General features: G+C 63.2%; 11 protein-coding genes, 1 tRNA gene and 1 pseudogene. 8 read left to right on the plus strand and 5 right to left on the minus strand.

Features of this window, described 5'->3' with window-relative positions:
* Positions 1–20 precede the first annotated feature (20 nt).
* The 8 genes and pseudogenes from mreD to G365_RS0115810 all read left to right on the plus strand — a co-directional run bounded on the left by mreD (position 21) and on the right by G365_RS0115810 (position 7,427).
* The gene (mreD, locus tag G365_RS0115775; RefSeq protein WP_026345416.1) at positions 21–536 is read left to right on the plus strand and encodes a rod shape-determining protein MreD; all 516 of its coding nucleotides are present in this window, start codon (positions 21–23) and stop codon (positions 534–536) included.
* Between the two features lie 3 nt (positions 537–539).
* Positions 540–2,444, plus strand: coding sequence for a penicillin-binding protein 2 (mrdA, locus tag G365_RS0115780; protein WP_019646502.1), 1,905 nt, complete (start codon positions 540–542; stop codon positions 2,442–2,444).
* 4 nt (positions 2,445–2,448) lie between these two features.
* Positions 2,449–3,600 (plus strand): rod shape-determining protein RodA, encoded by a 1,152-nt coding sequence (gene rodA / locus G365_RS0115785; RefSeq protein ID WP_019646503.1) that lies wholly within the window; start codon positions 2,449–2,451, stop codon positions 3,598–3,600.
* Between the two features lie 114 nt (positions 3,601–3,714).
* A tRNA-Lys gene (locus G365_RS0115790) sits at positions 3,715–3,790 on the plus strand.
* A 514-nt stretch (positions 3,791–4,304) separates the two neighbouring features.
* Positions 4,305–4,385, plus strand: a pseudogene (locus G365_RS24645) (SEL1-like repeat protein); the annotation flags it as partial.
* On the plus strand, positions 4,362–6,356 hold the full coding sequence (locus G365_RS21955; RefSeq protein WP_019646505.1) for an SEL1-like repeat protein: 1,995 nt from the start codon (positions 4,362–4,364) through the stop codon (positions 6,354–6,356). The pseudogene G365_RS24645 and the gene G365_RS21955, both read left to right, overlap by 24 nt.
* A 454-nt stretch (positions 6,357–6,810) precedes the next feature.
* On the plus strand, positions 6,811–7,206 hold the full coding sequence (locus G365_RS0115805; protein WP_019646506.1) for a DUF411 domain-containing protein: 396 nt from the start codon (positions 6,811–6,813) through the stop codon (positions 7,204–7,206).
* Positions 7,203–7,427, plus strand: coding sequence for a hypothetical protein (locus tag G365_RS0115810; protein ID WP_019646507.1), 225 nt, complete (start codon positions 7,203–7,205; stop codon positions 7,425–7,427). The genes G365_RS0115805 and G365_RS0115810 overlap by 4 nt, the downstream gene beginning before the upstream one ends.
* 91 nt (positions 7,428–7,518) lie before the next feature.
* Here G365_RS0115810 and G365_RS21960 read toward each other — a convergent pair whose 3' ends face one another.
* The 5 genes from G365_RS21960 to G365_RS0115835 all read right to left on the minus strand — a co-directional run bounded on the left by G365_RS21960 (position 7,519) and on the right by G365_RS0115835 (position 12,672).
* A complete protein-coding gene (locus G365_RS21960; protein ID WP_019646508.1) occupies positions 7,519–7,830 on the minus strand; it encodes a cytochrome C oxidase subunit IV family protein in 312 nt (103 codons plus the stop codon).
* A 14-nt stretch (positions 7,831–7,844) separates the two neighbouring features.
* Complete coding sequence (locus G365_RS0115820; RefSeq protein WP_019646509.1) at positions 7,845–8,441, minus strand: cytochrome c oxidase subunit 3 family protein; 597 nt, start codon at positions 8,439–8,441, stop codon at positions 7,845–7,847.
* Positions 8,438–10,375: a nitric oxide reductase activation protein NorD gene (locus G365_RS0115825; protein ID WP_019646510.1), complete on the minus strand. Its 1,938-nt coding sequence runs from the start codon at positions 10,373–10,375 to the stop codon at positions 8,438–8,440. Before G365_RS0115825 ends, G365_RS0115820 begins: the two co-directional genes overlap by 4 nt.
* A 39-nt stretch (positions 10,376–10,414) precedes the next feature.
* Positions 10,415–11,230, minus strand: a complete 816-nt coding sequence (locus G365_RS0115830) for a CbbQ/NirQ/NorQ/GpvN family protein (protein ID WP_043742748.1) — start codon at positions 11,228–11,230, stop codon at positions 10,415–10,417.
* Between the two features lie 95 nt (positions 11,231–11,325).
* Positions 11,326–12,672 (minus strand): cbb3-type cytochrome c oxidase subunit I, encoded by a 1,347-nt coding sequence (locus tag G365_RS0115835; RefSeq protein ID WP_019646512.1) that lies wholly within the window; start codon positions 12,670–12,672, stop codon positions 11,326–11,328.
* Positions 12,673–12,684: the final 12 nt, after the last annotated feature.

The raw sequence follows: 12,684 nt of genomic DNA on the forward strand, positions 1-12,684 counted from the left end.
AACGGACGGAAAGACAAGGCATGCAACCGAGTTTCTGGCAACGCATGAACGGGGTATCCCGGCATCAGCTGCCGCTGGTGCTGACCCTGATCCTGATGCTGGTGTCGATGGTGCCGACCCGGCTGCCGGACTTTATGAGCATCAGTCCGATGCTGACGGTGATTTCCGTCTATTACTGGGCGGTTTACCGCCCGGATCTGATGGGATACGGCAGCGTGTTTCTGATCGGTCTGCTGGAAGATATGCTGGCAGCCACGCCGCTGGGGGCCGGGCCGATCTCGCTGTTGGTGACACAGGGCATCGTGATGTCGCAGGCCAAGTTTTTCCGGGGGAAGAGCTTTGCCGTGACGTGGTGGGCCTTTTTGCTGGTTGCCGCTGCTGCCGCTGTCGCGAAATGGATGGCGGTGGCGCTGGTGCAGATCAGTGTTCCGTCCGGGGCGGCGGTGCTGGCGACCTATGGTATGACAGTGGCGTTTTATCCGGTGGTGGCGTGGATCATGGCCCGGTTTCAGCTTGCCATTCTGCGGGAGGTGTAAGGAATGTCGTCCTCTCTCGGCAATTCCCGCCGCGATGCTGATCTCAGCAAGCTGTTTTCCCGCCGTTTGGTGCTGCTGGGCGGGGCGCAGACCCTGATGCTGTCGTCTCTGGTCGCCCGCATGTATTACCTGCAGGTGATTGAGGCAGACCGCTATCATACGCTGGCGGAAGAAAACCGCATCAACCTGCGTCTGCTGCCGCCACCACGCGGGCGGATTGTTGACCGCTTCGGGGTGCCTCTGGCGATCAATCACCAGAACTTCCGGGTTCTGATCGTCTCAGAGCAGGTGAAGGAGCTGGATGCGACCCTCGACCGGCTGGCAAAAATCATCACCCTGACCGAGACCGACCGCCACCGCGTGATGCGGGAACTGAAGCGCAAACGCCGCTTTGTGCCGGTGCCGGTGCGTGAAAACCTGACGTGGGAAGAAATGGCGGCGGTGCAGGTCAACGCCCCCGATCTGCCCGGGGTGCAGATTGATGAAGGTCTGGCCCGGGTTTACCCGCTGGGGGAAAACACCTCGCATATTCTGGGCTATGTGTCGTCGGTGTCAGAAGATGATCTGGCCAACAGCACGGATCCGCTGTTGCAGCTTCCGGGATTCCGTATCGGCAAGGCGGGGGTGGAGCGTCAGTTCGACCGGGTGCTGCGGGGCAAGGGCGGCAATACCCAGGTGGAAGTGAACGCGGTCGGCCGCGTGATCCGTGAACTGTCGCGGGAAGAGGGGGAGTCCGGGGTTGAGCTGGCCCTGTCGATTGATACCCGTCTGCAGCGGGTGGCGGCTGACGCCATCGGCGAGGAAAGCGGCACCGTGGTGGTGATGGATGTCATGACCGGCGAAGTCCTCGCGATGGCATCTCAGCCAGCCTATGACGCCAATGCTTTCACCCGGGGCCTGAGCAGCGAGGAGTGGAAGACGCTGGTCAGCAATCCGAAGGGGCCGCTGGCGAACAAGCCGATCGCCGGTCAATACGCGCCGGGGTCGACCTTCAAGATGGTGGTGGCCCTTGCCGCGCTGGAGGCCGGGGTGATCCGGCCGGAACAGACGGTGTCCTGCCCCGGTCATTATGAACTGGGGAATGCCAAGTTCCATTGCTGGAAAAAGGGCGGGCACGGCTCGGTTGATATGGTCAACGCCCTGAAGCATTCCTGCGACGTGTATTTCTATGAAGTAGCCCGCCGTCTGGGGATCGACCGCATTGCCGACATGGCCCGCCGCTTTGGCCTTGGCTCCGTTACCGGCATTGATCTGCCCGGTGAGAAGGGGGGCCTGATCCCGGACCGCAACTGGAAGCGGGCGGTGATGAATGACGTCTGGCACGCCGGGGAATCGCTGGTGGCCGGTATCGGGCAGGGGTACATCACCACCACACCGTTGCAGCTGGCGGTCATGACAGCCCGGATTGCCAATGGCGGGCTGGCGGTGAAGCCGACACTGGTCCGTCAGAGCAACCGTGACCCACGCCTGAGTGCGGCTGATCTGAAGCCTCCCAAAGACCTTGGTGTGGTCCGTCAGCACCTGTCCATCGTGCAGCAGGGTATGTGGGAAGTGGTGAACGGCCCCGGCGGGACGGCGCAGAAGGTGCGGTTGCCGGAAGAGCTGGGGCAGATGGCCGGTAAGACCGGCACGGCTCAGGTGCGCCGCATTTCCAAGGCGGAACGGGATACCGGGGTGATCAAAAACGAGGATCTGCCGTGGGAACGGCGCGACCATGCGCTGTTTGTCAGCTTTGCCCCCTACGATAACCCGCGCTACGCGGTGGCCTGCGTGATTGAGCACGGCGGCGGCGGCTCTGCCGTGGCGGCGCCGATTGCCCGCCGGGTGATGATTGAAACGCTTAAGCTGGATCCGGCCCGTCATTCCCCGGCCTCGGCGGTGACGGCATCTTTGAAGACGGAGAGGTAAGGCAATGGGCTTCCGCTCCACCCGCCTGCGCAAAGGCGAGATGACCCTGACTGAAAAACTGTGGCACATCAGCTGGACCCTGATCCTGCTGGTGACCATGGTGGCATCGGTCGGCTTTCTGATGCTGTATTCGGCGGCGGAAGGAAACCTGTCCCCCTGGGCAGATAAGCAGATGATCCGCTTCGGGGTTGGGGTGGTGTTTCTGCTGTTTCTGTCGATGATCGATATCCGGCATTTCATGCGCTATGCCTACGCGTTTTATACGGTGGCATTGGTGCTTCTGGTGGCGGTGGAGGTCAAGGGCACCATCGGCATGGGGGCGCAGCGTTGGGTCGATCTCGGGCTGTTCCAGCTCCAGCCTTCAGAACTGATGAAGATCGCGCTGGTGCTGACGCTGGCCCGGTATTTCCACGGCGCTGATGTTGATACGGTGCGGCGGATTTCGTTCCTGATTCCCCCGGCACTGCTGATTGCGATGCCAGCGGTGCTGGTGCTCAAGCAGCCCGATCTTGGGACGGCGATGATGCTGATGATGGGCGGCGTTGTGCTGTTTCTGGTCGCCGGGGTCCCGCTGTGGATCTTCTTTTCTGTCGGCGCGGTTGGGCTGGCTGCGGTGCCGGTGGTCTGGGAGATGTTGCGCGACTATCAGAAAAACCGCGTGCTGACATTCCTTGACCCAGACCGCGATCCGCTGGGGACCGGGTATCATATCACCCAGTCAAAAATCGCACTCGGGTCCGGCGGGGTTTTCGGGAAAGGGTATATGCTGGGGACCCAGAGCCATCTCGACTTCCTGCCGGAGCATCAGACCGACTTCATTTTTACCATGCTGGGTGAAGAGTTCGGGATGGTCGGGGGGGTTACCCTGCTGGGGCTGTATGTCCTGATCCTTGCCTACGGGTTTTATATTGCGGCCCGATGCCGCCACCACTTCGGGCGGCTGGTGGCGATCGGGGTCACCACGACGTTCTTCCTGTACGTCTTCATTAACATTGCGATGGTGATGGGGCTGCTGCCAGTGGTGGGGATCCCGCTGCCGCTGATCTCTTATGGTGGAACGGCGATGATGACCCTGATGATCGGTTTCGGGGTGCTGATGAGTGTGCATGTCCACCGCGATGTACAGATCAGCCGCAGCGGTGGGTTTGACGACTGACCGACCGGTGAGAGCGGTGTTTTTTAAAAAAGTGAGGCAGGCCGCATTTTTGGCTTGCCAGAGGACGGCGGACCCCCTATAAACCGCCTCCTCGACGGCAACGTCGGCGAGTATGGGTGCATAGCTCAGTTGGTAGAGCAGCTGACTCTTAATCAGCGGGTCCAAGGTTCGAATCCTTGTGCACCCACCATATTCTGAAGGTTTACCAAAGCCTTCGGCCTAAGGCCCGGTCACAGCGACCGGGCCTTTTGCTTTTGGTCCCCCGCGTGTCCCCGAAACGGTGGTCCGGGGGAAAAAAGGGAAGGGCGGGGAGCGGCCCCTGTGGGCCGTTCCCCCTATTCCGCCGCTGTCAGGAGCGGGGCGGCCAGCCGTCCGGCGATGTTGGCGGCATCGACGAGGCCATTCCGAAGCTGACCCGGAGCGCCCTGCATCGCTGCTTCCAGCACCACGGGATCTCGCGGTCGGGATTTTCTTCTCATCCTGTCCGATTATCCGGGGCCCCCTCTCTACCCCTATGAGTCCCATTGCAGTTTTCCCGCACTGGTGTTCAGATGCAGACCTTTCCAACCAAGGATGCGGATATGCACTCCCTGCCCCTCGCTGCCCGAACAAGTCTGCTGGTCCTAACAGTCGCTTTGGCCGTCGGCTGCGCATCGGTCACCATCCAAGCTCAAGAGTGACCGGGCGATACCTCCGCCCAGAACACCCTCGGGCTCATCCATAAGAAGGGCGAGGGCGTACCCCAGGATCACCAGCAGGCGGTGGCCTGGTTCCGCAAGGCCGCCGAGCAGGGCGATGCTGACGCCCAGAACACCCTCGCGGCCATGTATTACGGGGGCAAGGGCGTACCCCAGGATCACAAGCAGGCGGCGGCCTGGCTCCGCAAGGCCGCCGAGCAGGGCCATGCTGTCGCGCAGTTCAACCTCGGGCTCATGTATAAGAAGGGCGAGGGCGTACCCCAGAATGACCAGCAGGCGGCGGCCTGGTACCGTAAGGCCGCCGAGCAGGGCGATGCCGACGCCCAGTACGCCCTCGGGGTCATGTATCAGAAGGGCGAGGGCGTACCCCAGGATCACCGGCAGGCGGCGGCCTGGTTCCGCAAGACTGCCGAGCAGGGCGATGCCTCCGCCCAGAGCATCCTCGGGTACATGTATTACGAGGGCAAGGGCGTACCCCAGGATCACCAGCAGGCGGCGACCTGGTACCGTAAGGCCGCCGAGCAGGGCGATTCTGGCGCCCAGTACAACCTCGGGCTCATGTATCAGAAGGGCGAGGGCGTACCCCAGGATCACCAGCAGGCGGCGACCTGGTACCGTAAGGCCGCCGAGCAGGGCGATTCTGGCGCCCAGTACAACCTCGGGCTCATGTATCAGAAGGGCGAGGGCGTACCCCAGGATCACCAGCAGGCGGCGACCTGGTACCGTAAGGCCGCCGAGCAGGGCGATGCTGGCGCCCAGTACAACCTCGGGCTCATGTATAAGAAGGGCGAGGGCGTACCCCAGGATCACCAGCAGGCGGTGGCTTGGTACCGCAAGGCCGCCGAGCAGGGCGATGCTGGCGCCCAGAACGCCCTCGGGCTCATCTATAAGAAGGGCCGGGGCGTACCTCAGGATCACCAGCAGGCGGCGGCCTGGTACCGTAAGGCCGCCGAGCAGGGCGATGCTGGGGCTCAGTACAACCTCGGGATCATGTATAAGAAGGGCGAGGGTGTACCCCAGGATTACCGGCAGGCGGCGACCTGGTACCGCAAGGCCGCCCAGCAGGGTGATGCTAGCGCCCAGAACGCCCTCGGGCGCATGTATTACGAGGGCAAGGGCGTACCCCAGGATCACCAGCAGGCGGCGGCCTGGTACCGCAAGGCTGCCGAGCAGGGCCATGCTGTCGCCCAGTACAACCTTGGGGTCATGTATAAGGAGGGTGAGGGCGTACTTCAGGATCACCAGCAGGCGGAGACCTGGTACCGTAAGGCCGCCGAGCAGGGCGATGTCAATGCCCAGTACGCCCTCGGGGTCATGTATAAGAAGGGCGAGGGCGTACCTCAGGATCACCAGCAGGCGGCGACCTGGTTCCGCAAGGCCGCCGAGCAGGGCGATGCTGAAGCCCAAAACACCCTCGGGGCCATGTATTACGAGGGCAAGGGCGTATCCCAGGATCACCAGCAGGCGGCGGCCTGGTACCGTAAGGCCGCCGAGCAGGGCGATGCTGCCGCCCAGAATGCCCTCGGGGTTATGTATAAGAAGGGCCGGGGCGTACCCCAGGATCACCAGCAGGCGGTGGCCTGGTACCGCAAGGCCGCCGAGCAGGGCGATGTTGACGCCCAGTACAACCTCGGGGCCATGTATTCCGTGGGCGAGGGTGTACCCCAGGATGACCAGCAGGCGGCGGCTTGGTATCGCAAGGCTGCCGAGCAGGGCGATGCCATCGCTCAGAACACCCTCGCGGGGATGTATTACAAGGGCGAGGGTGTGCCCCAGGATCACCAGCAGGCGGTGACTTGGCCCCGCAAGGCTGCCGAGCAGGGTCTTGCTGCCGCCCAGCACAACCTCGGGCTCATGTATAAGAAGGGCCAGGGCGTACCCCAAAACTACAGCCTGGCTTACACATGGCTCTCAGTCGCGATTGCCAGCGGCGTCCCAGATCAATCTTCCATTATATCTGCACGCGATGGTTTGGCAGAGAAGCTTTCGCCGCCTCAGCTGGCTGAGGCACAAAAGCGAGCGGCCCAGTATTCTGAAAAGTACAAGCCACGTAAATAATCTGTTTGAGCGGCAAGCATGTTGTAGGGGGCAGAAATGGCCCCCGAAAACCGGACAGGATGTTAAGCTGGTCCCGCCTGCAATGCTTCGGAGGCGTATGTGGCCTGTTGCGGGTATCTCCGGCTCCTCCGATCCGAAAAGCTGGTTGCCTGCCAGGCAAGCGTAGGAGCAGGTGGGCCAATGGGGGCTCCCGTAGGTCATTGCTTCCGGATGGTCCGCGAACTCTTAATCAGCGGGTCCAAGGTTCGAATCCTTGTGTACCCACCATATTTTGAAGGTTCACCAAAGCCTTCGGCAAAAACCCCGGTCACAGCGACCGGGGTTTTTTGCGTTTGGTCTGGGGTGCCATCGGGGCTATCTGGGTTCCTTTTTCCCTCTACTTGACCGCCGTCAGGGCTGTTTACCGCAGCGGCAGGCAGGATCGGCGGAGTATGACCACCGGGAGGAGTCCGCCATGCGTCTGTTGCCGCTTTTGCCCGTTGCCGGGGCCGCTGTCTGGATGGGGGTTCTTGCGGCCTCTATGGTGCAGGTTCCCCGGGTTGCCGTTACTGCCGCAGCGTCTTGCCGGACCGAGGCTGCTGACTGGGCCGGGCAACTGGCCGGACAGGGGTTCCGTGTGGAAACCCACGATATGGATGTTGCCTCGGCCTCAGCCTGTCTGACCGGTCAGGTCGGGGGGTACAGTCTGATTGGGGCCGTTGATCCGGCTGCGGTCTCGCGTCTGTTGATGACCAAGCCGCGCGGGGTGACCGGCCTGCATCTGGGGGCTGATGGTGTGGTCATGGCCGCCCTTGGCCCGGCAGAGCCGGTGCCGTTGCAGGTGGTGCTGGATGCGGAGAAAAAGCGATGACCCCGGCAAAGCGACGGATCCCCCTTGCCGTGGTCATCGGTGGCTTTGGGGTTGGGGTGGCGATATTGCTGTGGGGCGGGATGATCGCCCTGCTGAAAGCCCTGCCCGCTGACGGTATGGCCCCGGTGATGACCGGGGCGGATATGCTGTTAGGGGCCGTGGTGGCTGCGGCCTTACTGGGGGGGATCGGGGCCGTGTTTGGGGCGTTGGGCGACCGGTAAAACGGGACTCAGTAAGACGGATTCAGTAAGACGGAACAGGGGGGCCTCAGGTGCCCCCCTGTTTTCTGTTGAAGGGTCTTGTTTGCCCCGGTCAGTGCAGGGTCAGAATGATGGCCTGTCCCCCGGCGACGCCAGCGATGATCACCACGACAAAAGCGGTCAGTGTTCCGCGCCAGCCGGGCGTGGAGGCCCGCAGGTTAAGGTAGACCCGCAGGATTTCCCGTGCTTTCAGCGCCGTTGCCAGCAGCACGGATGCCACCGCTGCCGGGGTCAGGCTGGCGGTGGAGGCCGGGGATAAGCCATCCAGACCGGCCAGAAGACTGGTGACTGTCAGACCGGCCAGCAGCAGCCAGGCGATAAACAGGCGGCGTGGGGGCGGTGGGGTAAAGTCGGGGGACGGCATCCTGTCTGCTCCTGTCAGCGCACCAGATATATCACCGGATAGACCAGCACCCAGATCAGATCGACCATGTGCCAGAAGGCGGTGCCGGTTTCGACGGTGTCGCGGGCAGGGCGCCAGATGCCGATGCCCAGAATCACCATTCCCAGCACCACATGCAGGGCATGGAAGCCGGTGATCAGATAATACAGGGTGAAGAACGTGTTGGTTTCCAGCCCGATTCCCAGCGCCGCCTTGCCGCTGTATTCCACGGCTTTGACCGCCAGAAACACGGCCCCCAGCGCCAGAGCCGCCAGCAGCCAGCCCCGGCAGGCCCGCTGCCGTCCGTCATGGCTGGCACGCCCGGCCAGGGCTGCCATCCAGCCGCTGGTGATCAGCACCAGTGTGTTGAGGCCACCGTCAACCCGGCTGAGCAGAGCCTGACTGTCGGCAAAGCCGCCGGGGTCAGCAATCCGCGCCCCGGTGAACCCGATCAGGAAGGCCCCGAACACCGCCAGCTCCGACAGGATCAGGATCCACATCAACGGGTTGCCGGGCAGGGCGGACAAGGCCCCCCAATCAGCGGCTTCTCCCCCGGTTTCTTCGGGGGGGCTATCCCTGTCAGGCGCAGTCATGCGGCAATCCCCTGATACAGCCGGGGCAGGGCCTGAGACAGCCGCGACAGATCACTGACAATCGCGTAACGGCCCCGGCCAAACAGCGCGGGGAAGTAATCCCGTGCCTCGGCGTCAATGGTCACGCCAAAAACCGCCAGCCCCTTACGGCGGGCTTCCAGAATTGCGTGCCGACTGTCTTCGATCCCAAAGCGGCCTTCGTAATGATCAATGTCATTCGGTTTGCCGTCGGTCAGCACCAGTAGAAGCCGCCGTCCGTGCGGGCGCTTTTCCAGCTGTGCCGCCGCATGGCGGATTGCTGCCCCCATCCGGGTGTAATAGCCGGGCTTCAGGGCTGCCACCCGCCGCAGCACCGCCGGGCCGAACGGTTCGTCAAAGTCTTTGACGGTCTGCACCCGCACCCAGTCCCGGCGGCGGGAGGTAAAGGTGAACACCGCGTTTTCATCCCCGCAGGCATTCAGGCCCGACAGAAAGACTGACAGCGCTTCTTTCTCCACATCCAGCACCCGGCGGTTATCAATCCAGGCATCGGTGGACAGCGAGACATCCATCAGCACCGCCACCGACAGGTCGCGGGCGCTGGCCCGGGTTTTCAGATAGACGCGGTCATTGACGCTGCCGTTGGCGTGCAGGTCAACGCGGGACCGTACCAGGGCCTCAAGATCCAGATCATCGCCATCGGCCTGCCCGCGATGGGTGATCAGACGCGGGCGCAGGGCCTCAAACTGCCGTCGGACCCGCACAATCAGGCGGCGTGCGGTTTCATCCGGGGCCCAGTCGCCACCTTCTTCGGTGGCGGGGCCGGTCATCACCCGGCAGTGATCGGGCAGCAGTATAGCGCGGCGATAATCCCATTCGGGATAGGTGCCACCGCCGGTCAGCGCCCCGCCGGTCACCGCATCGGGTGGCAGATCCAGATCCAGCCGGATCCGTGCCGCCGTCTTTTTGCTATGAGGGGAGACAGTGATTTCCTCCATATCATCCGCAGCTTTGCGGGCGTTCTGGTCGTCGTCGTCATCATCCCCACGGTTGACGTTGACCATTTCGGCCAGCATCAGAATCTTTTCCATGCGGTTGAGGATCATCGGGTCATCGCGGTCGGCCTGATCCTGTGTTTTGCGGCGGGCCTTGCGTTTCCGGCGGTCATCCCCGCCGCTGTCGCCGCTGCCGTCTTCCCCGGTTTCTGCCGATGACGGGCGGGACTGGGTGACATGCGGACGGACTTCGCCCCACAGGGGCACCGGCAGGAACGGGCGGTACCGGCGGGGGGCGCGATAGGCCGTCACGGCGGTTTCATCCCCGGCGCTGACCAGATCATACAGGGCGGCCCCGCCACCTGCCGCCGGGCGTTGTCCCCGCAGCAGGGCGCTGACGCAGCTTTCCACCAAGGCTTCCATCTCTGACAGCGGACGGCGGGGGCGGATTCCGGCAACTGCGGCAGCCAGCGTGGCGTGGCGATCACGCAGGCCCGGATAGGCGGCCAGAGTCCGCGCCGTGGTGGCTCTGGCCCGGATCAGGGCCCGCAGATCCCGACGCAGCAGATCTTCATCGTGGTCCGGCTGCGGGGGTTTCGCTGCGGCAAAAAACGCCGCCAGCCACAGGTACAGGCTGCGGTTCTGGTCGGCATCGGGGAACAGGTCGATCCGGTCGGGCAGGCGCAGGGCTGCTTCTGACAGGCTGGAGACCGGCAGGGTTTCCGCCGCCATGCCCAGCCGCTGCCGCCACGTCAGGCGGTGACCGCTTTCCTCTGCGCCGGAGGCGGACAGTTCCACCGCCGCTGATCCGCCCAGCCCCCGGAAGAAGACGGCCAGCATGGCGCGGATTTCTGCCAGCTCCACCGCCGCCTGTGGATGCGACGGGTAGCTGGGGCAGGTGCCGACCAGACGGTGCCAGCCCCATCCGACCTGTTCTTCCAGTTCCAGAAAGTGCCACATGATGTTCGGTTCCGGCTTGTGGTCAGGATAGGGGGCAGATCAGCCCAGCAGGGCGGCAATGGCCTCACTCAGCCCGGCTTTGACGGCGGGGTCATCGGACAGCGGCTCGATGATGGCGGCGCGCACGGCGTCGCGCAGCGGGCGCCCGGCTTTGATCAGGATCGCGCAGTACACCAGCAGACGGGTGGAGGCGGCTTCTTCCAGATCTGCCCCGGCCATGCCACGGATCCGCCCGGCCAGACGCACCAGCATGGCGGCGGTGTCGGCATCGACGCCGCTTTCGCTGGCGACCACCCGGGCCTCAAGGTCAGGGGCAGGATAGCTGAAATCAAAGGCCAGAAACCGCTGACGGGTTGAAGGCTTCAGGCTTTTCAGGATGTTCTGGTAGCCGGGGTTGTAAGAGACCACCAGCATGAAGGAGGGTGGTGCCTCCAGCAGTTCGCCGGTCCGTTCCAGCGGCAGGATCCGGCGGTCGTCGGTCAGCGGATGCAGCACGACGGTGACATCCTTGCGGGCTTCGACCACCTCATCCAGATAGCAGATGCCGCCTTCGCGGACGGCACGGGTCAGCGGGCCATCGACCCAGACGGTCTCGCCGCCTTTCAGCAGATAGCGCCCGGTCAGGTCGGCGGCGGTCAGGTCATCATGGCAGGCCACCGTATACAGCGGCAGGCCGAGACGGGCGGCCATATGGGTGACAAAGCGGGTTTTGCCGCAGCCGGTCGGCCCTTTCAGCAGCAGCGGCAGGCGGTGGTGCTGGGCCTGTTCAAACAGGCTGACTTCGCCGCCCTGCGGCAGGTAGAACGGGGCATCCCCGGCGATGGCAGTGGGGTGAAGGGTCGGTGCGTCAGGCATGGCATCCTCGCGGAAAAGGGCCCCCGACATCCACCGGGCCGTGAAAACCGGCAGGTGTCGGGGGCAGGTGCCCGGAGCGGAAGATGGGTCCGGGATTATTCGGCAGGCCGGGTCTCACCGTTGGCGATCTTGGCCAGACGGCTGCCCGGAACGGCAAGGCTGTAAACGATCAGGATCACCCCGATCAGCACGGCAACGCCGGAGCCGAGGCGGTACCAGAAGAACAGGCTGATCTGGTCCTGTACCTCCATGTAGTTCATGCCCATCACGCGTTGCAGGTGGGTCTGCACCACCCCGGCAAAGGTCAGGGTAAAGGTCATGAAGCACATGCCGGCGGTGGTGATCCAGAAGCCCCACATGTTCAGGGCCTGATTATAGACGTCACGCCGCAGCAGATGGGGCAGGGCATAGGTCATCATCGCCACGTTGAGCATCACATAGGCACCGTAAAAGGCGAGATGGCCATGGGCGGCGGTGACCTGTGTGCCGTGGGTGTAATAGTTGACCGGGGCCAGTGTGTGCAGGAAGCCCCATACCCCGGCGCCGAGGAAGGCGATGACGGCGGTGCCGAGCGACCACAGCAGGGCTGCCTTGTTCGGATGCTTCCGGCCACCTTTCCAGATCATGTAGAAGGTGAAGATCACCATCGCGAAGAAGGGGATGACTTCAAGGGTGGAAAACACCGACCCGATCCAGCGCCAGTATCCCGGAGTCCCGATCCAGTAATAATGGTGGCCGGTGCCGAGAATGCCGGTGAACAGCGACAGGCCGACAATCACATACAGCCACTTTTCCACCACCTCGCGGTCAACGCCGGTCAGCTTGATCATCAGATAGGCCAGAATGGCGGCCATGATCAGCTCCCAAACGCCTTCCACCCACAGATGGACGACCCACCACCAGTACATCTTGTCCAGCGACAGGTTGCCGGGGTTGTAGAAAGCGAACAGGAAGAAGATCGCCACAAACCACAGACCCAGCATCAGCACGTTGGCAACGGCGGTCTTGCGGCCCTTCAGCAGGGTCATGGTGCAGTTGTACAGGAACATCAGGGCCACGATCACGATGCCGACCTTGATCAGCAGCGGCTGTTCCAGAAATTCCCGGCCTTCGTGGATGCGCAGGACATAGCCCAGCACGGTGACCAGTGCGGCGATGAAGAAGATCCAGAACTGGGCGATTGCCAGCCTTGGGCTGTGCAGTTCCGTCTCGGTTTCCTCAGGCAGCAGGTAATAGGTGGCCCCCATGAAGCCCATCAGCAGCCACACGATCAGGGCGTTGGTGTGGATCATGCGGATGATGTTGAAGGGCAGCAGGTCAGACAGGATATTGGGCATCACGTAGACCGTTCCGGCCAGAACGCCGACGGCGACCTGTACCAGAAACAGGGTCAGGGCCCCTGCGAAGTAATAGAGGGCAACCCTCTGGGATTGGTAACTCATGGTTTTCTCTCT

The sequence above is a fragment of the Novispirillum itersonii subsp. itersonii ATCC 12639 genome (genome assembly GCF_000381985.1).
GTDB lineage: Bacteria > Pseudomonadota > Alphaproteobacteria > Rhodospirillales > Rhodospirillaceae > Novispirillum > Novispirillum itersonii.

Bases quoted from the DNA above. Each gene is read 5' to 3' on its own strand.
- mreD (WP_026345416.1), top strand. From the start codon at position 21: ATGCAACCGAGTTTCTGGCAACGCATGAACGGGGTATCCCGGCATCAG.
- mrdA (WP_019646502.1), top strand. From the start codon at position 540: ATGTCGTCCTCTCTCGGCAATTCCCGCCGCGATGCTGATCTCAGCAAG.
- rodA (WP_019646503.1), top strand. From the start codon at position 2,449: ATGGGCTTCCGCTCCACCCGCCTGCGCAAAGGCGAGATGACCCTGACT.
- G365_RS0115805 (WP_019646506.1), top strand. From the start codon at position 6,811: ATGCGTCTGTTGCCGCTTTTGCCCGTTGCCGGGGCCGCTGTCTGGATG.
- G365_RS0115810 (WP_019646507.1), top strand. From the start codon at position 7,203: ATGACCCCGGCAAAGCGACGGATCCCCCTTGCCGTGGTCATCGGTGGC.
- G365_RS21960 (WP_019646508.1), bottom strand. From the start codon at position 7,830: ATGCCGTCCCCCGACTTTACCCCACCGCCCCCACGCCGCCTGTTTATC.
- G365_RS0115820 (WP_019646509.1), bottom strand. From the start codon at position 8,441: ATGACTGCGCCTGACAGGGATAGCCCCCCCGAAGAAACCGGGGGAGAA.
- G365_RS0115825 (WP_019646510.1), bottom strand. From the start codon at position 10,375: ATGTGGCACTTTCTGGAACTGGAAGAACAGGTCGGATGGGGCTGGCAC.
- G365_RS0115830 (WP_043742748.1), bottom strand. From the start codon at position 11,230: ATGCCTGACGCACCGACCCTTCACCCCACTGCCATCGCCGGGGATGCC.
- G365_RS0115835 (WP_019646512.1), bottom strand. From the start codon at position 12,672: ATGAGTTACCAATCCCAGAGGGTTGCCCTCTATTACTTCGCAGGGGCC.